23 protein-coding genes and 1 CRISPR repeat array (1 of these 24 running past the window's edge) are annotated in these 22,828 nt (G+C 64.9%); of the genes, 8 read left to right on the forward strand and 15 right to left on the reverse strand.

Translation table 11 applies throughout. The annotated features are described in order from the left end of the window. Positions 1-154: a CRISPR direct-repeat array (repeat unit 36 nt; unit sequence AGCCTACCACGGGGAAATCGGTAGGGAAGCCACGGC) (it extends 410 nt beyond the left edge of the window). 124 nt (positions 155-278) lie between these two features. Both ACT4OC_RS23140 and ACT4OC_RS23145 read right to left on the reverse strand, forming a co-directional pair. After that, a complete protein-coding gene (locus ACT4OC_RS23140) occupies positions 279-1,121 on the reverse strand; it encodes a C40 family peptidase (protein ID WP_444841360.1) in 843 nt (280 codons plus the stop codon). Further along, positions 1,114-2,493: a leucyl aminopeptidase family protein gene (locus tag ACT4OC_RS23145; RefSeq protein WP_444841361.1), complete on the reverse strand. Its 1,380-nt coding sequence runs from the start codon at positions 2,491-2,493 to the stop codon at positions 1,114-1,116. The genes ACT4OC_RS23140 and ACT4OC_RS23145 overlap by 8 nt, the downstream gene beginning before the upstream one ends. Before the next feature lie 142 nt (positions 2,494-2,635). On the opposite strand from ACT4OC_RS23145, the gene ACT4OC_RS23150 reads away from it, so the two are divergent. Next, entirely contained in the window at positions 2,636-3,442 is an 807-nt protein-coding gene (locus ACT4OC_RS23150) for a tetratricopeptide repeat protein (RefSeq protein ID WP_444841362.1), read from the forward strand. A gap of 174 nt (positions 3,443-3,616) precedes the next feature. Here the strand turns inward: ACT4OC_RS23150 and ACT4OC_RS23155 are convergent, their stop codons facing one another. The 10 genes from ACT4OC_RS23155 to ACT4OC_RS23200 all read right to left on the reverse strand — a co-directional run bounded on the left by ACT4OC_RS23155 (position 3,617) and on the right by ACT4OC_RS23200 (position 12,516). After that, positions 3,617-4,591, reverse strand: coding sequence for a type II secretion system F family protein (locus tag ACT4OC_RS23155; protein WP_444841363.1), 975 nt, complete (start codon positions 4,589-4,591; stop codon positions 3,617-3,619). A gap of 10 nt (positions 4,592-4,601) precedes the next feature. After that, entirely contained in the window at positions 4,602-5,576 is a 975-nt protein-coding gene (locus ACT4OC_RS23160; RefSeq protein ID WP_444841364.1) for a type II secretion system F family protein, read from the reverse strand. 10 nt (positions 5,577-5,586) lie between these two features. Then, positions 5,587-7,041 (reverse strand): CpaF family protein, encoded by a 1,455-nt coding sequence (locus ACT4OC_RS23165; protein WP_444841365.1) that lies wholly within the window; start codon positions 7,039-7,041, stop codon positions 5,587-5,589. Positions 7,042-7,059: 18 nt separating this feature from the next. Beyond that, positions 7,060-8,328: an AAA family ATPase gene (locus ACT4OC_RS23170; RefSeq protein ID WP_444841366.1), complete on the reverse strand. Its 1,269-nt coding sequence runs from the start codon at positions 8,326-8,328 to the stop codon at positions 7,060-7,062. Continuing rightward, the gene (locus tag ACT4OC_RS23175) at positions 8,325-9,065 is read right to left on the reverse strand and encodes a CpaD family pilus assembly protein (protein WP_444841396.1); all 741 of its coding nucleotides are present in this window, start codon (positions 9,063-9,065) and stop codon (positions 8,325-8,327) included. Before ACT4OC_RS23175 ends, ACT4OC_RS23170 begins: the two co-directional genes overlap by 4 nt. Before the next feature lie 21 nt (positions 9,066-9,086). Then, positions 9,087-10,553 (reverse strand): type II and III secretion system protein family protein, encoded by a 1,467-nt coding sequence (locus ACT4OC_RS23180; protein ID WP_444841367.1) that lies wholly within the window; start codon positions 10,551-10,553, stop codon positions 9,087-9,089. A gap of 17 nt (positions 10,554-10,570) precedes the next feature. Further along, the gene (gene cpaB, locus ACT4OC_RS23185; protein ID WP_444841368.1) at positions 10,571-11,371 is read right to left on the reverse strand and encodes a Flp pilus assembly protein CpaB; all 801 of its coding nucleotides are present in this window, start codon (positions 11,369-11,371) and stop codon (positions 10,571-10,573) included. A 135-nt stretch (positions 11,372-11,506) separates the two neighbouring features. After that, entirely contained in the window at positions 11,507-12,031 is a 525-nt protein-coding gene (locus ACT4OC_RS23190; protein ID WP_444841369.1) for an A24 family peptidase, read from the reverse strand. Positions 12,032-12,121: 90 nt separating this feature from the next. Continuing rightward, entirely contained in the window at positions 12,122-12,331 is a 210-nt protein-coding gene (locus ACT4OC_RS23195) for a hypothetical protein (RefSeq protein WP_444841370.1), read from the reverse strand. 20 nt (positions 12,332-12,351) lie between these two features. Then, on the reverse strand, positions 12,352-12,516 hold the full coding sequence (locus ACT4OC_RS23200; protein WP_444841371.1) for a Flp family type IVb pilin: 165 nt from the start codon (positions 12,514-12,516) through the stop codon (positions 12,352-12,354). Positions 12,517-12,830: 314 nt separating this feature from the next. Here ACT4OC_RS23200 and ACT4OC_RS23205 point away from each other — a divergent pair, with 314 nt between their 5' ends. The 4 genes from ACT4OC_RS23205 to ACT4OC_RS23220 all read left to right on the forward strand — a co-directional run bounded on the left by ACT4OC_RS23205 (position 12,831) and on the right by ACT4OC_RS23220 (position 15,699). After that, positions 12,831-13,682: a sterol desaturase family protein gene (locus ACT4OC_RS23205; RefSeq protein WP_444841372.1), complete on the forward strand. Its 852-nt coding sequence runs from the start codon at positions 12,831-12,833 to the stop codon at positions 13,680-13,682. A gap of 194 nt (positions 13,683-13,876) precedes the next feature. Beyond that, positions 13,877-14,338, forward strand: a complete 462-nt coding sequence (locus tag ACT4OC_RS23210) for a pilus assembly protein N-terminal domain-containing protein (protein ID WP_444841397.1) — start codon at positions 13,877-13,879, stop codon at positions 14,336-14,338. Between the two features lie 187 nt (positions 14,339-14,525). Continuing rightward, positions 14,526-15,113, forward strand: coding sequence for a TadE/TadG family type IV pilus assembly protein (locus tag ACT4OC_RS23215; protein WP_444841373.1), 588 nt, complete (start codon positions 14,526-14,528; stop codon positions 15,111-15,113). A gap of 19 nt (positions 15,114-15,132) precedes the next feature. Then, positions 15,133-15,699 carry a TadE/TadG family type IV pilus assembly protein gene (locus ACT4OC_RS23220; protein ID WP_444841374.1) on the forward strand — a complete coding sequence of 189 codons (567 nt, stop codon included), beginning with the start codon at positions 15,133-15,135 and terminating at the stop codon, positions 15,697-15,699. Between the two features lie 122 nt (positions 15,700-15,821). Here ACT4OC_RS23220 and ACT4OC_RS23225 read toward each other — a convergent pair whose 3' ends face one another. The 3 genes from ACT4OC_RS23225 to ACT4OC_RS23235 form a co-directional block, all read right to left on the reverse strand. Next, complete coding sequence (locus tag ACT4OC_RS23225; RefSeq protein ID WP_444841375.1) at positions 15,822-16,031, reverse strand: cold-shock protein; 210 nt, start codon at positions 16,029-16,031, stop codon at positions 15,822-15,824. 263 nt (positions 16,032-16,294) lie between these two features. Continuing rightward, entirely contained in the window at positions 16,295-16,588 is a 294-nt protein-coding gene (gene infA / locus ACT4OC_RS23230; protein ID WP_291614096.1) for a translation initiation factor IF-1, read from the reverse strand. A gap of 23 nt (positions 16,589-16,611) precedes the next feature. Continuing rightward, positions 16,612-18,021, reverse strand: coding sequence for a DEAD/DEAH box helicase (locus ACT4OC_RS23235; RefSeq protein WP_444841376.1), 1,410 nt, complete (start codon positions 18,019-18,021; stop codon positions 16,612-16,614). A 606-nt stretch (positions 18,022-18,627) separates the two neighbouring features. On the opposite strand from ACT4OC_RS23235, the gene urtA reads away from it, so the two are divergent. The 3 genes from urtA to urtC all read left to right on the forward strand — a co-directional run bounded on the left by urtA (position 18,628) and on the right by urtC (position 22,827). Beyond that, positions 18,628-19,944 carry an urea ABC transporter substrate-binding protein gene (gene urtA / locus ACT4OC_RS23240; RefSeq protein WP_444841377.1) on the forward strand — a complete coding sequence of 439 codons (1,317 nt, stop codon included), beginning with the start codon at positions 18,628-18,630 and terminating at the stop codon, positions 19,942-19,944. A 103-nt stretch (positions 19,945-20,047) separates the two neighbouring features. Then, complete coding sequence (gene urtB / locus ACT4OC_RS23245; protein ID WP_444841378.1) at positions 20,048-21,661, forward strand: urea ABC transporter permease subunit UrtB; 1,614 nt, start codon at positions 20,048-20,050, stop codon at positions 21,659-21,661. Beyond that, positions 21,658-22,827, forward strand: a complete 1,170-nt coding sequence (gene urtC, locus ACT4OC_RS23250; protein WP_444841379.1) for an urea ABC transporter permease subunit UrtC — start codon at positions 21,658-21,660, stop codon at positions 22,825-22,827. The genes urtB and urtC overlap by 4 nt, the downstream gene beginning before the upstream one ends. Position 22,828: the final 1 nt, after the last annotated feature.

A 22,828-nucleotide genomic window follows, 5' to 3' on the forward strand; every position in this document is an offset into this window, starting at 1 on the left:
AAATCGGTAGGGAAGCCACGGCCTTCAATGTTGAGGGGATGTTTTGAGGCTGAGCCTACCACGGGGAAATCGGTAGGGAAGCCACGGCCGACAGCCCGGTATTGCCGGCGGCCTTTTCAGCCTACCACGGGGAAATCGGTAGGGAAGCCACGGCATCAAGCCACGGCGCCGTCACAGATGAGCCAGGGTGGCGTCGTAACCTACTTTGCATGGGGTTGTTTTCGCGTTTTGTGTCCGGCGCGGTGCTGCACTGCGGATAAGGGCGCTGCGATAGGTTCTTACAGCCGCTTGATCGCGACTACTTCGCTGCCGCCAGCCTTGATCCGCGCGATGGCATCCTTTGTTTTCTCGATCACGGTCGCCATGTGATGCGCGTTGGCGTGCACGATGGTCTCGGCGTCGCGCGCGATGGCGACGTGGCCCTTCCAGAAGATCAGGTCGCCGTGCTTCAGGTGTTTCGATTCAGCCGCGCTCAACTCCCGGCCGAGACCGGCGCACTGCATGTCGCTGTCGCGCGGACAGCCGGTGCCGGCCGCCGTAAGCGACACCTGCACCAGGCCCGAGCAGTCGATGCCGAAGGCGCTCTTGCCGCCCCAGAGATAGGGCGTGCCGACGAAGCGTTCGGCGACCGCGACGAAATCGGCCGCGCGGGCGTCGAGCGGTCCGAGATGCTGCCGCGGCACGTAATAGCCGTCATCGATGACGGCGAAGGAGTCGTGCTCGCGACCGACCTCGACTACGGCGCCCATCGGCAATGAAAGCGCCGGCGGCGTCTTGATCGACGGGCCGGCGAAGGCGAACGTCCACAGCGCCGTGACCTTGTGCGTCGGCGTGGAAAGCCGCTTCGTCAGCGCGCTTTCCGGCAGCCAGCCGACATAGCCGTCGCTGCCGAGCTGGCCCCATGCAAAACCTTCGCCGTTGCGGTCGTAGACGGTGACGCGCTCGCCCCGCAGCGCCTGCGTCAGCTGCTCGGCATCCGAGGCGGGCGCGCGGCGCACCGGCGCGATCGCCTCCGTCACCTCGAGCATCTCGCCCTCGGCAAAGCGCGCGGCCGTGACCTTGCCTTCGAGATATTTCGCGGCGACCTCGGGCCGCGCGGGCGTCAGGCGCGGATCATCCATAGCGTTCGCTCAACAGCTTGTAGATCGCGCGCGCGGCCTGGCATTCGCCGCCTTCGGGACGGCCGGGCTTTGCCGACGGCGTCCAGCCGAAGATGTCGACATGCAGCCAGCTTTTCGCTGTCTCGACGAAGCGCTGCAGGAACAGTGCGCAGGTGATCGAGCCGGCGAAGCTGCCCGACGGCGCGTTGGTGATGTCGGCGACCTTGGAGTCCAGCCAGGAATCGTAAGCCGGCCACAGCGGCATGCGCCACAACGGATCGTTCTCCTGCCGCGCCAGCCGCGCGACGTCGGAAGCCAGCGTTTCATCATTGGTGTAAAAGGGCGGCAAATCCGGCCCGAGCGCGACGCGGGCCGCGCCCGTCAGCGTGCCCAGATCGACCAGCAGGTCCGGCTTCTCCTCGTCCGCCAGCGCCAGCGCGTCGGCAAGGACCAACCGCCCCTCGGCGTCGGTGTTGCCGATCTCGACCGTGATGCCCTTGCGCGACTTGAAGATGTCGAGCGGCCGGAAGGCGTTGCCCGCGACCGCGTTCTCCACCGCCGGGATCAGCACGCGCAGCCGCAGCTTCAGCTTCGCGTCCATTACCATCTGCGCCAGCGCCAGCACGTTGGCGGCGCCGCCCATGTCCTTCTTCATGATCAGCATGCCGCTCGACGGTTTGAGGTCGAGCCCGCCGGTGTCGAAGCAGACGCCCTTGCCGACCAGCGTCACCCTGGGATGGGCAGCATCGCCCCAGGTGAAATCGATCAGCCGCGGCGAGCGGGTCGAGGCCATGCCGACGGCATGGATCAGCGGGAAATCTTGCTTCAGCTCGTGGCCTTCGATGCAGCCGAACTTCGCGCCAAAGCGCTTTGCCACGTCGCGCGCGGCGGCTTCGAGTTCGGCCGGGCCCATGTCATTGGAGGGCGTGTTGATGAGATCGCGCGCCAGGAACGCGGCTTCCACGATCCGCGTCAGCTCCGCAGCATCCACGCCGTCCGGCGGCACCAGCCGGACATCGGGCTTGTCCGCCTTGCGATAGCGGGCAAACCGGTAGCTCCCCAGCGCAAAGGCAAGCGCGGCAAGCCGCGCATCGTGCGGCGCGTTGGCGAAGCGATAGGTGCCTGCAGGCAGCAGCCCCGGCAGCGCGCCGACGCGGAACGGATCGCGCGATTTCGCGCTCTCCTCCTCGAGGCCGAAGATCGCTTGCGCGATCGCGCCATCGGCTGCCGGCACAAGCAGGCATTTGCCGGGCTTGGCCGCAAAGCCGCTGGCCGCGGCGAATTTCTGCCCCTCGGCGGACAGCGTCTTCCTGGTCGCATCCCACGTTGCCTTGCTGGCGAAGGTGATGGGAATGGCAGAGGCGGCGGGAACGGTCTCGAATACGGAGGGCATGCTGGTCTCGGCGAATGGCGGGAGGCGGTAGGCTTCCCGCTACCTACACGCGTTTGGCCGGGCCCGGAAGCGGTGCGATTAACCGGACGTTAGGGTTAACAGTCTATTGCTGGCCCATTCGGTTCCGCCCCGAGAATGTGCCATGCGTCGTCCATCCCCTGTCCGGATATTGGGCTCCGTCGCGGTCGCCGCCTTGCTGGCCGGCGGCCTTGGCGGCTGCAAGACCATGGGCGACATCACGGGCTCGTTGACCTCGAAATCCGATGCCGCCGCCCCGGCCGATCCGCGCCGCACCGCGGAAGCCTACGGCGAGCGCTACCGCGCCAACCCCAAGGATGCCGAGGCCGCTCTCGGCTACGGCCAGGCGCTGCGCGCCACCGGCCAGCGCGCCCAGGCCGCCGCGGTGCTCGAGCAGGCCTCGCTGGCGCATCCCGGCAACAAGCAGCTGCTGGCGGCCTATGGCCGCGCGCTCGCCGACAACGGCAACTTCCAGATGGCGTTCGACGTGCTGAGCCGCGCGCATTCCCCCGATAATCCCGACTGGCGCATCCTCTCGGTGCAGGGCGCAGCGCTCGACCAGATGGGCAAGCATCAGGAAGCCCGCGGCTATTATGCGAGCGCGCTACGCATCGCCCCCGAGGAGCCGTCGGTACTGTCCAATCTCGGCATGTCCTACGTGCTGTCGCGCGAGCTGCCGAAGGCGGAGGAGACGCTGCGCAGGGCCCAGGCCACCGGCCGTGCCGATGCGCGCGTGCGGCAGAATCTGGCCTTGGCCGTCGGCCTGCAAGGCCGCTTTGCCGAGGCGGAAACCATTGCGCGCGCCGACTTGCCGCCGGACGAGGCCGCAGCCAACGTCGCCTATCTGAAGCAGATGCTGGTCCGCAAGGACGCCCCGCGCACGGCCGCCCGCGGCAAGCCGCCGGTGGTGGCGCAGGATCCGTCGGATTAATCACCGGATCGTCGTGGGCCGCAGGGTGGATCAGCCGATCCACGCCCGCCAAACTTTCCACGAGTGAGAAGGAAGGCGTAACCCACCGAACGCCGATAGATGGTGGGTTACGCCTCTCACCTACGTGCGCTTAAGCTTTTGCGCGCGTGGATCGGCTAACCCACCCCACAAACCTTACTGCATCGCCGAGATCTTGATGTAGGTCGGCCCGAGAATGACCACGAACAGCACCGGCAGGAAGAACAGGATCATCGGCACGGTGAGCTTGGGCGGTAGCGCCGCTGCCTTCTTCTCGGCCTCGTTCATGCGCATGTCGCGGTTTTCCTGCGCCATCACGCGCAAGGACTGGCCGAGCGGCGTGCCGTAGCGCTCCGACTGCTGCAATGCGAGGCAGACCGACTTGACGCCCTCGAGCCCGGTGCGCCGCGCCAGGTTCTCATAGGCGACCTTGCGGTCCTGCAGGTACGACAGCTCGGCCGTCGTCAGCGTGAACTCCTCCGACAGCGCCACCGACTGCTGCACGATCTCGCCCGCGACCTTGCGGAAGGCGACTTCCACCGACATGCCGGACTCGATGCAGATCAGCAGCAGGTCGAGCGCATCGGGAAAGGCCCGCTTGATCTGCAGCTGGCGCTTGCCGATCGCGTTCTTCAGGAACAGCATCGGCGCCTGCAGGCCGAGATAGGCGATGCCGACGCAGATGCCGATCTTGATCGGCATCGATTTTTCCATGTTCGAGATCACGAACACGTAGAGCACCGCGCCGATGAACAGCACGATAGGCGTCACCAGGCGGGCGAACAGGAAGGTGATGTAATGCGCCGGGCCGCGGTAGCCGGCCATCACCAGCTTCTCGCGTGCCGCTTCCTGGGCGAGGTACTTGGTCAGGTTGAAGTCTTCGACGACGCGGGACACGACCTGCTTCGGCGTCTGCCGCAGCGACACCTTCTCCGACTTGTTGAGGCGCTCGCGCTCGCGCTGGCGCATACGCTCGCGCTCACTCGCCACCGCCTTCATGCGCTTGGACATGTTCTCGCCGGCGAGCAGCGGCAACACCAGCGAGTAGACGGTCAGGCTCGCCGCGACCGCCGCGAGCAGCATGGTCATGAAGCGGACGTCGTGGAGTTTGGCAATCAGGAAATCGACCATGTCCGCACCATCAGAAGTCGAAGTTGATCATTTTCTTCATCACCATGACGCCGATCGACATCCAGATGACGCAACCCACGAGCATCAGCTGACCCATCGGATCGGTCCACAGCAGCGAGATGTAGTCCGGCGTGGTCAGGTAAACCAGGATCATCACGATCGGCGGCAGCGCGCCAATGATGCCGGCGGAAGCCTTGGCCTCCATCGACATCGCCTGGATCTTTTCGGCCATCTTCTTGCGGTCGCGCAGCACCTTGGAGAGGTTGCCGAGCGCTTCGGAGAGGTTGCCGCCGCTCTTCTGCTGGATCGCGATCACGATGCCGAAGAAGTTGGCCTCCGGCACCGGCATGCGCTCGTAGAGCCGCGCGCAGGCTTCGCCCAGCGGCATGCCGATCGCCTGGGTCTCTATGATGGCGTTGAACTCGCTGCGCAGCGGCTCCGGCGCGTCGGCTGCGACCACCTTGATCGATTCGAACAGCGGCAGACCCGCCTTGATGCCGCGGACGATGATGTCCACCGCGTCCGGAAGCGCGGCGAGGAATGCCTTCTCGCGCCGCTTCTTCAGGAAGGACAATAGCCAGCGCGGCACGCCGAAGCCGAAGGCGAAGCCCATGCCGATGGCGCCGGGCAGGCTGCCGGAAACCACGAAGGCGACGGCAGCACCGACGAAGCCGAGCACGCCGGAGAACATCCAGAATTTCTGCGTGGTCCAGCCGAGGCCGGCCTGCATCAGCCGCGAGCTGAGCGTGACCTTGCTCTCCCTGGCGCGCGCCTCGATCTCCTTCAGCGAGCCTTCGACCTGCTCGCGGCGCGACTTCTGCGCCTTGTTGTCGGCACGTCGCGCCGCCGGCTCTGGCTTTGCAATCAGATCGCGGCGGGCCGCAGCCTGCCGCTCGCCCGACAGCATCGGGTAGATGAAGACCCAGGCGAGCCCGCCGACCGCCGTGGCGGCGAGGAAGCCGAGTGCGAGGTTTTGCATGTTCATGAAGCGTCCCTCAGGTCTTCGGTCCCACTTCGGCGGCGTCGAGCGCCGCGGCGAGCCGCTTCTCCTCGTTGTAGTAGCGCGCACGCTCCCAGAATTTCGGTCGGCCGACACCGGTCGAGCGATGCCGGCCGATGATCTTGCCGTTGGCGTCCTCGCCCACCATGTCGTAGAGGAAGATGTCCTGGGTGATGATAGTGTCGCCTTCCATGCCCATCACCTCGGTGATGTGGGTGATGCGGCGGGAGCCGTCGCGCAGGCGAGCTGCCTGGATGATGACGTCGATCGAGGCGCAGATCATCTCTCGGATGGTGCGAGAGGGCAGCGAGAAGCCGCCCATCGTGATCATGGATTCGCAGCGCGACAGCGCCTCGCGCGGATTGTTGGCGTGTAGCGTGCCCATCGAGCCGTCATGGCCGGTATTCATGGCCTGCAGCAGATCGAACGCCTCGGGTCCGCGGACTTCGCCGACGATGATCCGCTCGGGACGCATGCGCAGGCAGTTGCGTACCAGCTCGCGCATGGTGACCTGGCCTTCGCCTTCGATGTTGGGCGGGCGGGTTTCCAGCCGCACCACATGCGGCTGCTGCAACTGGAGCTCGGCGGCGTCTTCGCAGGTGATGACGCGCTCGTCGTGCTCGATATAGTTGGTCAGGCAGTTGAGCAGCGTCGTCTTGCCCGAGCCGGTGCCGCCCGAGATCAGCACGTTGCAGCGGCAGCGGCCGATGATCTGCAAGATCTCGGCGCCTTCCGGCGTGATCGCGCCGAACTTGACCAGCTGCTCCAGCGTCAGCTTGTCCTTCTTGAACTTGCGGATGGTGAGCGCGGGGCCGTCGATCGCCAGCGGCGGCACAATAGCGTTGACGCGAGAACCGTCGGCAAGGCGCGCGTCGCAGATCGGCGAGGATTCGTCGACGCGGCGGCCGACCTGGCTGACGATGCGCTGGCAGATATTGAGCAGCTGCTGGTTGTCGCGGAAGCGGATGCCGGTGCGCTGGATCTTGCCGTCGACTTCGATGTAGACCGTGCCGGCGCCGTTGACCATGATGTCGGCGATGTCGTCGCGCGACAACAGCGGCTCCAGCGGGCCGTAGCCGAGCACGTCGTTGCAGATGTCGTCGAGCAGCTCTTCCTGCTCGGCGATCGACATCACGATGTTCTTGATCGCGATGATCTCGTTGACGATGTCGCGTATTTCCTCGCGCGCCGACTCGCTGTCGAGTTTCGCGAGTTGCGCGAGGTCGATCGCCTCGATCAGGGCGCCGAAGATGGTGGCCTTGACCTGGTAGTAGTTGTCCGACCGGCGCGTCTCCATTGCGGGCGCGGGCGGCGGCGGCTTTGCCGGGGAAAGCGGTGGAGAGGAAACGACGGGCGACGCCGCAGGCGCGGCCGGCGCAGCCGAAGGCGCCGGCACGGGGGCCGAGGGTTTTACGACCCGCTGGTCGCTATCTGTACGCTTACCAAACACGACGGCACTCCGGACGGCTTACTTGCCGCGCAGTTTCCCGATCAAGGGAGAGAGGAACGAATTCTTCGGCTTCTTGGTCTCGCCGCGGCCGGTCAGGCGCTGCGCGATCTGCAGGAACATCTCGGTGGTGCGGTGATTGGCGGAGATTTCCGCAATCATCTGCCCGTTGTTGGCGGCGGCGCCGAACATCTGCGGCTCGAACGGGATCGTTGCGATCGGCTGGCTCTCGATCGCCTTGGCGAACTCGGCTGCGGCGATCTCCGGGCGCTTGGGAACGCCGACCTGGTTGAGGCAGTAGAGCGGTGCGCGGTCGTTCGGCCGCGCCGCCTTCAACAGGTCGAAGATGTTCTTGGTGTTGCGCAGGCTGGCGAGATCCGGCGAGGCGACGATCAGGATGTCGTCGGCGCCGATCAGGGCGCGCTTGGTCCAGCCCGACCACTGATGCGGTACGTCGAGCACGATGCACGGCATCGAGCCGCGCAGCGTGTCGAAGATGGCGTCGAAGGCGTCGTCGCCGAAATCGTAGACCCGGTCGAGCGTCGCGGGCGCGGCGAGCAGGCTCAGATGGTCGGTGCATTTCGACAGCAGGCGGTCGATGAAGGCGGTATCGACGCGGTCCGGCGAGAACACCGCGTCGGCTATGCCCTGCGCGGGGTCCTGGTTGTAGTCGAGGCCGGCGGTGCCGAAGGCGAGGTCGAGGTCGGCGACCACCGAATCGAGCGCGAGGTCGCGGGCGATCGCCCAGGCGACGTTGTGGGCGATGGTGGATGCGCCGACGCCGCCCTTGGCGCCGACGATGGCGACGATGCGGCCGACCGCCTTGGCTTCGGGCGCGGAGAACAGGTTGCAGACCGAGCGCACCACGTCGAGCGCGGCGACCGGCCCGATCAGGTAGTCGCTGACGCCGCGGCGCACCAACTCGCGGTACAGTGCGACGTCGTTGACGCGGCCGATCACGACGACGCGGGTGCCGGCGTCGCAGACCGAGGCGAGCTGGTCGAGCCCGGTGAGCACGTTGTTGCGCGCTTCGGTCTCCAGAATGATCACGTTCGGCGTCGGCGCCGAGCGATAGGCCTCGATGGCGGCGGCCATGCCGCCCATCTGGATCTTCAGGTGCGCTTTGGCGAGGCGGCGGTCCTCGCCCGCCGACTGCACGGCAGCCGCGGTCTCGACCGTTTCGCAGAAGGCCTGCACCGACACCCGCGGCGCCGGCGCGATGTGATCATCGGCCGGCGGCGAGGTGGCTTCAGGCTGTTCTTCCTGGTTCTGGCGCGCGTAGCTGATCATTTGCCTGTGTCGCTGAGTTTGGCCTTTTCGGCCTCGGGATAGATGGTCGTGGTCGAGGTGCCCTTGCGATACTTCTCGAAGCCGACATTGCGCCGCATGGTGTAGGCCGGCGTCTCCGCGCGCGGCTGCACCAGATCGGACGGTTCGTCGATCATCGCAGCGAGGTTGCGCTGATGGGCGCAGCCGAAATTGTAGTACGACTTGTTCTCGAACCAGCTCGTGTTCCTGTAGGAGGGACCCGTGTCCTCCGGCCACAGGCCGCAGGGGCCCGCGGTCGCCGCGATCTTCGGATAGTTGAGCCGGATCGCCGCCATGTGACGCGGATCCTTCGGCTGGTACTGGCGAACGCTGACCGCGCGCGGCGGCACGCCGGCGGCCGCGATCATCGCCTGGATCTCGCGCAGGGTCTCGTGCGCGGCGCGCGCGTTCGGCGTGCCGGTCGGCATGTCGATGGTGATCCCGCCGGTGCCTTCGCGCAGCCAGGTCTGCGCCATCCCCATGACGTCGGCGCGCTGGGCGGCGGTCATGCCGCCCCGGCCGGTGCCGATGAATACGACGATGGAGCGGTCGGCTTCCGTCACCGCGATCGGGTGTCGCAGGCGATAGTCGTCCGGATAGGGTTCGGCCGCCACGATCGGTGCGTAGGTCTTGCAGGCGCCGAGCGTGATCGAAACGCCGAGCAGCGTTGCTGCAAGGCGCGCGGCCCGGCGGTGCCTGGCGGGTGGTTTGGCAGTCATGGTCATCGTCGTTGCCCGCCCTTAGTCCGTAATGAATCCATAGGTGCCGCGGTAATTCCTCGCCGGATCGACGCGGCCGGGCACGCCGTAGATGCGATTGATGCTGCCGAGCAGGTCCGCCTGCGGGTCGGTCGCATTGGCAAAGCCGTCATCCGGCCGCGACAGATCCTTCTGCGCCACCGCGCGCACGACATAGGGCGTCACCAGCACCATCAGTTCGGTCTGGCTGCTGACGAAGTCGCGGCTGCGGAACAGCGCGCCGAGGATCGGCAGCTGCGTCAGGCCGGGCAGTCCGTTGATCGCCTGCTTGGTCTGCTCGGCGATCAGGCCGGCCATCGCCATCGCGCCGCCCGAGGGGATTTCCAGCGTGGTCTCTGCGCGGCGGGTGCGGATCGAGGGAATGGTCAGCGAGCTGCCCTGCTGGTTCAGCGTGATCGCGTTGTCGTGCGACAGTTCCGAGACTTCCGTCATCACGCGCAGGCTGATGCGGCCCTCGGTCATCACGACAGGCGTGAAATTGAGCGAGATGCCGAACTTCTTGTACATGATCTGCGTCGTACAGACGCGCGTAACGGGATCGCAGGAATAGCCTGCCGGGATCGGGAATTCGCCGCCGGCAATGAAGGTCGCGGATTCGCCGGAGATGGCCGTGAGGTTCGGCTCGGCCAGCGTGCGCACCACGCCGGCGCTTTCCATGGCGCGGATCACGGCCTGCACGTTGGCCCCGCCGCCGAACGTGCCGGTGATGTTGTTGCCGGCGACCAGCGAGCGGCCATAGGCCGTGAACGGGTTCTGATTGTTGAAGCTCACGACCGAGGTGCCGTAATTCAGGCTGCCGTTGAGGTCGATGCCGAGCTGCTTGACGATGTTGCGCGCGACCTCGGCGACCGTGACCTTCAGCATCACCTGGTCGCGGCCGCGCACCACGATGGAATTGACGACCTTGTCCGGACCGCCGGCGAGCTTGGCGGCGAGGTCGCCGGCCTGCTGCGCCTCGATCGGGCTTGCGGCGGTGCCGGTCAGCACGATGCTGTCGCCGAGGCCGTCGATCTGGATCTCGGAATGCGGCAGGATCTGCTTCAGCGCGGCGCGCGCGCCGTTGAGATCGCGCTTCACCGCGATGTCGTAGGCGGCGATCTGCTGGCCCGCCGAATCGAAAAACACGATGTTGGTCTGGCCGACCGCGGCGCCGATGATGTAGGCGCGCTGCGCCGAGCGGACCACGGCGTTGGCGATCTTGGGATCGGCGACCAGCACGTCCTTGACGTCGCGCGGCAGGTCGATCACGACGGACTTGCCGACGCCGAGCGACAGGAAGCGCGCATTGGCCTGCCCGTCGGCGGAAGAGGGCGCAGCTCCGATGCGATAGTCGCCGGCGAATGCGGGCGCGACCGTGGCCTGGTTGAACATCAGCGCCGCGACCGCCGAAATCGACAGGGCGCGGGCCGTCAGGCTCCGCAACGTCGATCTGGTTCCCCTGCACTTCATTTCCGGTGTCCTCATCGTCACTTCTGCATCGTCGTCGGGCTGACGACGCCATAACGAACCACGTTGACGCTTTCGCCGCGCCGCGCCCGCTGGCCGTCCTCGTCGAGCTGCTCGACCATGTTGACGTCGGCGATGGAGCGCAGCGCCAGCGACAGCGTGCCGGTCTGGCGCGAGCGCGACAGCGTCTCGGTCTGCTCGGGCTTCAGCTCCAGCGTCACGGTCTTGCCGACCACCGCGTTCTGGCCTTCCTTCTCCTTCGGCGCCTGGTCGATCGCGAGCACACGCACGTTGGACAGGATGATCTCGGAGATGGCGAGGTCGGGTCCGCCCTTGCCGTCGGGATTCTTCTCGCGCCTGGTCAGGATGACGTCGACGCGATCGTTGGGCAGGATGAAGCCGCCCGCGCCCGTTTCCGGCGAGATTTCGGTGGAGACTGCGCGCATGCCGGTCGGCAGGATCGCGGCCATGAAGCCGGAGCCGTCGGCCTTCACCAGTTTGGGTTCGCGGATCGGCTCGCCGGCGATGAAGGGCGAGCGTGCGATCGAGCCCGTGATTTCCTTGGTGGCTTCGGGGCGTTCGGTCTTCTTGATGAAAGTGCCGCTGGCGGTCGCGGCCGGCCAGGTCTGCCATTGCAGATCGTCGGGCTTCACCGACTGGCCGAGGCCGATCTCGTTCTTGGCGACGAGAACGTCGACGGTCTGCAGTTGCGCGACCTGCTTGACGGGAGCCGGCTTGTCGTCCGATCCACTCGCCAGATATGCGGCAATGCCGCCGGCAACGATGGCAATGGCAAGGACTGCGATCCGTGCGGGATTCATACGCTTCACTTTCCACATTACGCTGCGACGCTTCCGCCGCTGTAACGGGAGTTGACCAGCTATTCGTCAAAGCATGGTTAATGGAGCGTGAGTAAATTGCCTTAACGCAGAGTTACTTGGCGGCTGTTGCGGAATTCAGCGCAGCGCGAGGCGGGCGAGATCGACCGCTTTCATCCATTCCGTCTCGGGATAGATCATCAGCGCGCCGATCGCGAGCGCAATGCCGTAGGGGATGCCGGTCTCCTTGGCATGAAGCCGGGCGAGCCAGGGCTGGCCGGCGAACGATACCGGCAGCGGCCATTGCCGGAACTGCAGCAGCAGCAGCGTCAGCGCCCCGCCGAACAGCGAGGCGTAGAGCAGGTAGTTCATCAGATGGGCAAAGCCGAACCAGAGCGCCGCGGCCGCCGCCAACTTGGCGTCGCCGCCGCCGACCCAGCCCATGGCAAAGCAGCCGAAAGCGATCGTCAGCACCAGTGCGCCCGCGGCGACATGCATCAGGAAGTCGTGGCCGCTCATCCCCGAGGCCACCGCCAGCACCGTGAAGCCCGCCGCCAGCGCCAGCGATACCCGGTTGGAGATCGTCATGGTGAAGAGGTCGCTCGCCGCCGCGAACGCCATCAGGGCCGGGAACAGCAGGAGGCGGGCGGTGTCGAGGATCATGAGTCTTGTGCCCGGAATTGACGCAGCTGAGGGGACGGTGCCCCCGAGTCTAGCTTGCAATGGTGAATGATCGGGAAATGGACCGGCGTCTCACCAGATGCTTGCGATGCGCGCCGCCAGCATCAGGACGGCCAGCAGCAGCGACAGGCAGACCAGCGCCGTCGACCGGTCGAGCCGGCTTGCCGCGGGAAGGGCCGCGGCGCTGATTGGCGGGGGCTTACGCATACGCAACGACAACGCTTCGAACGGGATGAACTCGAAAAAGGAAAGGCCCCGGGAACGCCCGAGGCCTTTTTGCAAGCAGCGCTCGCAACCCTCGCTTACTTGAGCGAGGTGTTGATCGAGGTGAACTTGTTGTTCAGGTTCGTGCCAAGGCCGTTGACCACCGCGATGATGGCCAGTGAAATGCCGGCAGCGATCAGGCCGTATTCGATCGCGGTCGCGCCGGATTCGTCCTTCACGAAACGGGCAAGCAGGTTCTTCATACTCAACTCCATGTACACGTGGCTGTCGAACTAAGGTTGGTCGAGCCGGCGTTCTCAGCACCGTGACCATGCGGCCACCCTAGGGTGCGACAATTGCGGCACGGTTAATTTGATCGCGCAAAACCCGGCGGAACCGGCTGTTCTCGAGCACAGTAAACGTGCCATTAAGGAAGCCGATAAAATGCGGGAAATATCTTGCAGCGACTTCTGTTCTGCGGCGCCCTCGTGATGGGCGCGAAGCACGCCGGCGTTCATGGCTCTTTAAGTACGCCCGCGTAACGCTCTCGATGGCGCTGCTGCCGGATGAGGCTCCGATGTCGAACCTGCCCATGGAAGTCGTCGAGATGCTCGGCCAGACGATCGCCAAGGTGGTCCCGGTGACGATTGCGCTGGCCCTGGTCTTCACCGCGCTGACGCACTTCTGGGCCTGCAATCCCGGAAAGCCCTGGTGGCGCAAGCGCGAGCTCGTCACCGACGTCTGTTACTGGTTCTTCGTGCCGCTGTTCGCGCGCGTGTTCCGCATCGGCCTCCTGGTGGTCGGCGCCGGCTTCTTCTTCAACATCCACGATGCGGACGAGCTGATCGCCTTCTACGACAACGGCCACGGCCCGCTGGCGACGCTGCCCTTGTGGGCGCAGGCGATCCTGTTTCTGGTAGCGGCCGACTTCATGCTGTACTGGCTGCACCGCATGTTCCATGGCGGCGGCTTCTGGAAGTATCACGCCATCCACCATTCCTCCGAGGACCTCGACTGGATCTCGGCGGCGCGCTTCCATCCCGTGAACCTCCTGCTCGGCACCATCGGCGTCGACGTGGTGCTGCTGCTGGCCGGCCTGTCGCCGAATACGATGATCTGGCTTGCCCCGTTCAACCTGTTCCACTCGGCCTTCGTGCACGCCAACCTGAACTGGACGCTCGGGCCGTTCCGCTATGTGCTGGCGACGCCGGTGTTTCACCGCTGGCATCACACTTCCCAGCAGGAGGGCGGCAACACCAATTTCGCCGGCACCTTCCCGGTCTGGGACCTGCTGTTCGGCACCTACCGGATGCCCGAGGGCCGGCTTCCGGACAATTACGGCATCGACGAGCAGGGCAGCTTCCCGAGCGAGATCGCGGGACAAATGGCCTATCCCTTCCGGCGCCAGGCCTCGGCCCCTCCCGCTTGAAATTGCAGGGAAATATCCGGCATTTTCGCGGGTCTCTTTGCGATTATTTCACACATTGCCGGCACCTTGGCTGACGTCGGGCGCCGGTTCGGCTTGCGTATCGCTTCTGCCGACCAGTCGACGCCCCGGAGTAGAGTATGGCGTACACCTTGCGTAACCGCGCTTTTGCGCGTTCCGGATTCCGATCCCTCGCGATGGGCCTGTTGTTGTGGCCGGCGCTGGCGCTTGCCGCGCCCGTGCCGCCGATGGGCGATTCCATCGCCGTCAATGTCGACCAGGCCAAGCTCGTCAAGCTGCCCGGCAAGGTCGCCACCATCGTGGTGGGCAATCCCCTGATCGCCGACGTCACGCTGCAGCCCGGCGGCATTATCGTCGTCACCGGCAAGGGCTACGGCGCCACTAACTTCATCGCGCTCGACCGCACCGGCGAGGTGTTGGTGGACCGCGTCATCCAGGTCGAAGGCCCGACCGACCAGCTGGTTACCGTCTATCGCGGCGTGGAGCGGGAATCCTACAGCTGCATGCCGATCTGCCAGCGCCGCATCACCCTCGGCGACGGCGGCGATTACTTCAAGGCGGCGATGGACCAGGCGGGCTCGCTCAGCAGTTCGGCCACGGGTCAGGCGGCCGCCGCGGCCAACAAGGCGCCGAACTAAGTCGAACATTGCGTCGAGGCCGCGCCGCGCGAATCGCGCCGCGCGGCTTTTGCTTGTCGCGACTGGTTAAGATTTCGTTGACGGCCGGGGCCCGACTGTTCGAAACGCCCGAAACATTTCAACAATCAGTTTCCGCTATTTCTGCTTCAGGTGACCGTCACCCAAGGGAATTCAAGGGATTTCAGGGATGCCCACGTCAGACGTCTCCGCCCCGCCGAAGCGATTTTTTCGCAGGTTTCGCAGGGATCGCCGCGGTTCGGCCGCGGTCGAGTTCTCGCTCGTCGCGGTTCCGTTCTTCGCGCTGCTGTTCGCCATCATCGAGACCGGCATGGTGTTCTTCGCCGGTCAGGTTCTGGAGACCGCGGTCCAGGACGCCGGGCGGAAGATCTATACCCACCAGTTGCAGGACGCCAACCTGTCCGCGGCGCAGGCGAAGTCGCAATTCCTGACCGATGTCTGCGGCGTCGCCGGGATCCTGATGAACTGCTCGGCGTCGGGCGGCGTCGGCTATGTCGACGTCGACGTGAAATATTATCCGGCCGGTACCGCCATCACGATTGCCGATCCGATCGACGCCGGCGGCAACTACGATCCGAGCGGCTTCACCTTCAGCATGCCCCCTGCCGGCTCGACCGGCACCGTGGTGGTGCGCGGGTTCTATCAGTGGCCGCTGTTCGTCACCGGCCTCGGCTACAACATCGCCAACATCAACCGCAACACCTCCAGCAGCAAGCGGCTGCTCGCCTCCACCATGGCCTTCCATGTCGAACCGTAAAGCCGCGGGATCAAACGCCATGCGCAAGCTTTCGTACCGGACCTGCAACCTGATCGGCCGCTTCGTCCGCGACCGCCGCGCCAACGCCGCGGTGGAATTCGCCGTCATCGTACCGCTGATGCTGACGATGTTCTTCGGCACGGTGGAGTTCTCTTCCGGCGTCGCGGTCAATCGCAAGGTGACGCTGGTGGCGCGCAACATGTCGGACCTCGTCTCACAGTCCTCGTCGGTGTCCGACACCGACATCACCAATTTCACCACGACCGGCAAGGCGATCATGACGCCTTACGATTCGACGCCGCTCAAGGCGACGGTGAGCGAACTCTACATCGATCCCGCCACGCTCACTGCCAAGGTGAAATGGAGCAAGGGATCGTCGCCGCGCGCCACCGACTCGACGGTGAGCATCCCGAGCGCGCTGAAGATCGGCGGCACCTATCTGATCTACAGCGAGGTCAGCTACAACTATGTGCCGGCGGTCGGCTATGTGATGGTAAAGAGCGGCATCAAGCTGTCCGATTTCACCTTTACCCGCCCGCGCCAGTCGCTCTGCGTGCTGTACAGCCAGACGGTCTGCCCGACCTGAAGCACGGCGCCGAACAACGAGACCTGCAAGAACAAGAACTGCAAATACAAAAAGGCCGCTGCATCGGGCAGCGGCCTTTTCGCATCACGATTGAGTTCCCGGCGTTCCCCGGAAGATGCGCGTCAGGCGACGCGGAGATTGTCGGCCGCAGACTTGCCGGAACGGCGGTCCGCCACGATCTCGTAGGAGATCTTCTGGCCTTCGCGCAGCGTGCCAAGGCCAGCGCGCTCGACGGCGCTGATGTGCACGAACACGTCGTTGCCGCCGTCATCCGGCTGGATGAAGCCGAAGCCCTTGGTCGCGTTGAACCACTTCACAGTTCCCATGCTCACGGGGATAGTCCTCTAGTAATAAAAGTTCGAAGCCCACTTTCGATAGGCTGGGTGAGATCGAATTTTTGGAAGGGTCGTCAGCGTCTGAACCGGCTGTGCACCGGTGGATAGCTAATGTCGTCCGGCCGAAACTCGATAAGTCAATAGTATTCGAACACAGGCCTCAAAACAATCCTGAGGCGAGCGAATTTTTGCTGCACGGCCTTTGTGCGTGCGGGTCGCGCATGCCACGAAAATGCCACGCGCGATCCCCTGTTTTGTCGCTACCTGCGGCCGCGGAACTGGCCGCCGCGCTGCGGGCCGCGCTGGGGTCCTGGACCTGCCGAGGCCGGCCGCTCGTCCTTGTGGCGGAAGATCAGGCGGCCCTTCTCGAGGTCATAGGGCGACATCTCGACGGTGACGCGATCGCCTGCCAGCGTCTTGATGCGGTTCTTCTTCATCTTGCCGGCGGTGTAAGCGACGATCTCGTGCCCGGCGTCGAGCTGCACGCGGTAGCGCGCGTCGGGAAGGATTTCGGTGACCAGTCCCTCGAACTGGATCAGCTCCTCTTTAGCCATGGTTCTCTCCAGGTCGTGGACGGTTAGGCTTGCGGACGCCGGTTGCGGTTGGGTTTGAATTTCGGCCGGCTTTCGCGATGCAAAAAGGCAACGCCCTGGATCCCGTCAGCCTGACCGCCCTGCGGGCGGGCCGACTCATGCCGGTCCCCTCGCGGAGCGGCGCCATGATTACCACCACCACGCCGTCTCCGGCGAGGGCCTTTCGAAGCTACCGCACCGTCATTGTTGCGATGCGGATGCACGCGGGGCGCAGGCCTGCCGGGGCGGTGCTGCGGGGCCGGCGCCGCGGCCTCGCGGCCGCCCTGGCTGCGGCGGTCTTCACGCGGCAGGCTGACGCGGATCAGCCGCTCGATGTCGCGCAGATATCCCATCTCCTCGGCGCCTGCGATCAGCGAGATCGCAATGCCCTCGGCACCGGCGCGGGCCGTGCGGCCGATGCGGTGGACATAGGTTTCCGGCACGTTGGGCAGGTCGAAATTGACGACATGGCTGATGCCGTCGACGTCGATGCCGCGGGCGGCGATGTCGGTCGCCACCAGCGTGCGGATCTGCCCGGAGCGGAACGCGCCGAGCACGCGCTCCCGGTGGTTCTGCGACTTGTTGCCGTGGATGGCGTCGGCAGCGATGCCGGCCTTGGCGAGGGCCTTCACCACCTTGTCGGCGCCGTGCTTGGTGCGGGTGAAGACCAGTGCGCGGTCCACCGGTTCCTGCTTCAGCAGTTCGGCGAGGTAGGCGTGCTTGGCCGCGAAATCGACCTGGATGATGCGCTGGTCGATCCGCTCTGCGGTGGAAGCGACCGGCGTCACCGCCACGCGGGCGGGATCGCGTAGCATGGACTGCGCAAGGTCTGCGATGTCCTTGGGCATGGTGGCCGAGAAGAACAGCGTTTGACGCCTGATCGGCAGTTTCGCGACGATCTTCCTGATGTCGTTGATGAAGCCCATGTCGAGCATGCGGTCGGCTTCGTCCAGCACCAGGAACTCGACCTGGGTGAGCTTCAGCGCATTGCCCTGCACGAGGTCGAGCAGGCGGCCGGGAGTGGCGACCAGCACCTCGACGCCGCCCATGAGCGCGCGGACCTGACGGCCCATCGGCACGCCGCCGATCGCCAGTGTCGAGGTCAGGCGGACGTGGCGGCCATAGGCATTGAAGCTGTCGAGGATCTGGCCGGACAGCTCCCGCGTCGGAGAGAGCACCAGCACGCGGCAGGTCTTCGGTTGCGGCCGGATGCGGCTCTCCAGCAAGCGGTTGAGGATCGGCAGCGCGAAGGCGGCCGTCTTGCCGGTGCCGGTCTGGGCGATACCGATCACGTCTCGGCCGGACAGCGCCAGCGGAATGGTTTGAGCCTGGATCGGGGTGGGCGTGTGGTAATTCTCTTCGAGAAGGGCACGCGAAATGGGATCGGCGAGGCCGAAATCCTGAAAGGAGGTCAAAGGTTTCTTTCTGTCAAAACAGCAAGCGCCCGGCGTCATGCCAGGAGCGCGCGAGGTCATCGGAGACACCCGCGTGTTTTGGGTATCGAGTTTCTGTTGGCTGATGGGGCAAGCCAGAACGCCGTGAGACGGATTCAACTACACGGGTTCAGAACACGCGGCTTGCAGTGGCCCGGTCATCACTGACGATTTCACTGATGATTCCTTGGGCCGCGCTGGATATGGCCCATGAAGCCGGCGGTTTCAAGGTGAACTTGGCCGGAATGGTTTCGCGTCGGCAAAAATTCCGCGTTGAATGAAGGACTTGGATTGCTATCCTCCGGGCCGTCCGGTGTTTACGCACCGGCAAGCTCTGCCGGAAAATTAGCCAAAAGGCCAATTTTGCTCATTGTTTAGACCGTCTGCCGTCAAAGCATACAATTTTCTTGCCCAAGAATTATGCAGGCGTGGCCGGTAATTATTTGCCGGATGCGGAATTTTATAACGATTTCAATGGTTTGGTCCGTGTCAGGCCCGTGGCACGAGTCTTGCGATTCCCTTAACGCAGGCGGCCGTGGGGCCGTTCTCGCAGCGTTTAACGCGTCTGCGTCAGGGAGATGACACCTCATGCTTACTCAATTGACTCACGATATGGCGACCATGAGCCGGCGCCGCTGGCTGGCGGCCACCGCCGGTCTGGTTCTCGGCCTCGCCGCATTTACCCAGGCCAAGGCCCAGGAAACCATCAAGGTCGGCGTGCTTCACTCGTTGTCCGGCACCATGGCCATCAGCGAAACCACGCTGAAGGATACCATCCTCTTCCTGATCGAGGAGCAGAACAAGAAGGGCGGCGTGATGGGCAAGAAGCTCGAAGCCGTCGTCGTCGACCCCGCTTCGAACTGGCCGCTGTTCGCCGAAAAGGCGCGCGAGCTCATCACCAAGAACAAGGTTTCGGTCGTGTTCGGCTGCTGGACCTCTGTGTCGCGCAAGTCCGTGCTGCCAGTCTTCAAGGAGCTGAATTCGATCCTGTTCTACCCCGTGCAATACGAGGGTGAGGAGAGCGAGCGCAACGTGTTCTACACCGGCGCGGCCCCGAACCAGCAGGCGATCCCCGCGGTCGACTACCTGATGAAGGACGAGAAGGTGAAGCGCTGGGTGCTGGCGGGCACCGACTACGTCTATCCGCGCACCACCAACAAGATCCTGGAAGCCTACCTGAAGTCGAAGGGCGTGGCGCAGGAAGACATCATGATCAACTACACGCCGTTTGGCCACAGTGACTGGCAGACGATCGTCGCCGACATCAAGAAGTTCGGCTCGGCCGGCAAGAAGACCGCGGTGGTCTCCACCATCAACGGCGACGCCAACGTTCCCTTCTACAAGGAGCTCGGCAACCAGGGCATCAAGGCCAAGGACATCCCGGTCGTGGCGTTCTCGGGGGGTGAGGACGAGCTCGCCGGCATCGACACCAAGCCGCTGGTCGGCCATCTCGCCGCCTGGAACTACTTCCAGTCGATCAAGTCGCCCGAGAACGAGAAGTTCATCAAGTCGTGGCAGGCCTACAAGAAGGATCCGAAGAAGGTGACCAACGACCCGATGGAAGCCCACGTCATCGGCTTCGACATGTGGGTCAAGGCGGTCGAGAAGGTGAAGTCGACCGACGCCGACAAGGTGATCGACGCTCTCCCGGGCATCGAAGCCAAGAACCTGACCGGCGGTACCTCGAAGATGCTGCCGAACCACCACATCACCAAGCCCGTGCTCATCGGCGAGATCAAGGGCAACGGCCAGTTCGACGTGGTCTGGAAGACCCCGGGCCTCGTTCCCGGCGATGCCTGGTCGAAGGAGCTCGAGGGCTCCAAGGACCTGATCGGCGACTGGGTCGGCAAGAAGTGCGGCAACTACAACACCAAGACCAACAAGTGCGGCGGTCAGGGCTCCTGATCCTGGAAGGCTCCTGATCTGAAGCGCACTCGCAAAATACCGACGACAACGGAGAAGGCGGCGATGCCGCCGCCTTCTCCAAATCTCCTGCCGGGGAACTCCAGTGTCTGTCTCACTCTTTGACCGCCTTCGCGCGGCGATCCTTTCATTGTGCCTGATCGCGGCCTTCGCGGTGCCAGCTCACGCCGGCGCATTCGAGGACGCGGTCGCCAAATTCGCCAACGACGAATTCTCCGATACCGCCGAAGCGATCGACGCGGTGGCGGCGTCCGGAAACAAGCTTGCCTTCCCGATCATCAGCGCGCTGAACGAAGAGCGCCTGTTTGCCGATCCCGAGAGCAAGAAGGTCTTCATCAAGCAGGCCGATGACAAGATCCTCGACGCGGCGACGGGAGCTGCCGTCGGCAAGCTGCCGGACGGCGCCAGCGAGGTGCGGCTCAACAACCGCCTGCGCCGCGCCGTGGATGCCGCGCTCGGCAGCCTGACGCTGATGTCGCCGGATCCCGTCAAGCGCATCGCTGCCGCGCAGGCGGTGTTCAAGTCGCATGACGAGAACGCACTGTCCGTCATCGACGAGGCGCTGGCCAAGGAAACCAACGCGGCGGCGAAGGTCGCCTTCACCGAGGCGCGCGCCGCCATTGTGCTTTTCAAGTCGGATGCTTCCGAGGCCGACAAGCTCGACGCCATCGCGGTCGTCAAGGCGAAGGGCGACCAGGAGGCCATGGCGGTCCTGATCAGCCTCGGCGCCGATCAGCCGCCGCTGGTTGCGAAAGCGGTCGCGGCCGCCATTTCCTCGATCCAGGGCAACCTGGCGATGTGGTCGATGGTGCAGAACGCCTGGTACGGCCTGTCGCTGGGCTCGGTGCTGCTGCTGGCGGCCATCGGGCTAGCCATTACCTTCGGCGTCATGGGCGTCATCAACATGGCCCATGGCGAGATGGTGATGATCGGCGCCTACACCACCTTCGTGGTGCAGGAAGTGATCCGCACCCGCTATCCCGGCTTGTTCGACTATTCGCTGTTCATCGCCGTACCGCTCGCCTTCATGGTCGCCGGAGCCATCGGCGTTGCGATCGAGCGCGGCATCATCCGCTTCCTCTACGGCCGGCCGCTGGAGACGCTGCTCGCAACCTGGGGCCTCTCGCTGGTGATCCAGCAGGCGGTGCGCACCGCATTCGGCCCGACCAACCGCGAGGTGGGAAATCCCTCCTGGATGAGCGGGGCCTTCGAGCTCGGCCAGATTACCATCACCTACAACCGGCTCTGGATCCTCGTCTTCACGCTCGCCGTCTTCGCGATCCTGCTCGCCATGCTGCGCTACACCGCGCTGGGGCTGGAGATGCGCGCCGTGACGCAGAACCGCCGCATGGCGGCTTCCATGGGCATCGCCACCTCGCGCGTCGATGCGCTGACCTTCGGCCTCGGCTCCGGTATCGCCGGCATTGCGGGCGTGGCGCTTTCGCAGATCGACAATGTCAGCCCCAATCTCGGCCAGAGCTACATCATCGACAGCTTCATGGTCGTGGTGTTCGGCGGCGTCGGCAATCTCTGGGGGACGCTGGTTGGCGCCTTCACGCTCGGCATCGCCAACAAGTTCCTGGAGCCGGTGGCCGGCGCCGTGCTCGGCAAGATCGCGATCCTGGTGCTGATCATCCTGTTCATCCAGAAGCGGCCGCGCGGCCTGTTCGCGCTCAAGGGCAGGGCGGTGGAAGCATGATGCCCCACATCCTCACCCGCTCGCTCGATCGCGCCTCGACGCTCTTCATCCTTGTTGTCGCTGGCATCGGCGTCCTGGTTCCGCTGTCGAATCTGCTGTTGCCGGAAGGCTCCTTCTTCCAGGTGCCGACCTATCTGGTGGCGCTGTGGGGCAAGTATGCTTGCTACGCCATCCTCGCCCTCTCGATCGACCTGATCTGGGGTTATTGCGGCATCCTCTCACTCGGCCATGGCGCGTTCTTCGCGCTCGGCGGCTACGCCATGGGCATGTACCTGATGCGGCAGATCGGCAGCCGCGGCGTCTACGGCAACCCGATCCTGCCCGACTTCATGGTGTTCCTGAACTATCCGAAGCTGCCCTGGTACTGGCACGGCTTCGACATGTTCTGGTTCGCCGCGCTGATGGTGGTGCTGGTGCCGGGCCTGCTGGCGTTCCTGTTCGGCTGGTTCGCCTTCCGCTCACGCGTCACCGGCGTGTACCTGTCGATCATCACGCAGGCGATGACCTATGCGCTGCTGCTCGGCTTCTTCCGCAACGATTTCGGCTTCGGCGGCAACAACGGCCTGACCGACTTCAAGGACATCCTCGGCTTCAACGTGCAGGCCGAGGGCACCCGCTGTGCGCTGTTCTTCCTGAGTTGCGCCGTGCTGATTGCCGCCTTCCTGATCTGCCGCGCAGTCGTCACCTCGAAGCTCGGCAAGGTGCTGGTCGCGATCCGCGACGCGGAATCGCGCACCCGCTTCCTCGGCTACCGCGTCGAATCCTACAAGCTGTTCGTGTTCACGCTGTCGGCCTGCATGGCCGGCGTGGCGGGCGCGCTCTACGTGCCGCAGGTCGGCATCATCAACCCCAGCGAATTTGCGCCGGGCAACTCGATTGAAGCGGTGATCTGGGTCGCCGTCGGCGGCCGCGGCACGCTGACCGGCGCTGCGCTCGGCGCCGTCGTGGTCAACTACGCCAAGACCTATTTCACCTCGGGCCCGCTCGCGCCCTACTGGCTGTTCATGCTGGGGGCGCTGTTCATTCTGGTGACGCTGTTGCTGCCGAAGGGCATCGTCGGCACCTTCAACGCGTGGTGGGAGCCATGGAAGGCGGGCGCCAATGCCGATACGGCCTCCGCTGTGCGCGCAGACGGCGCCGAGCCCAAACCGAATCCGGCGGAGTGAG

The organism is Bradyrhizobium sp. (genome assembly GCF_052389815.1).
Classification (GTDB): domain Bacteria; phylum Pseudomonadota; class Alphaproteobacteria; order Rhizobiales; family Xanthobacteraceae; genus Bradyrhizobium.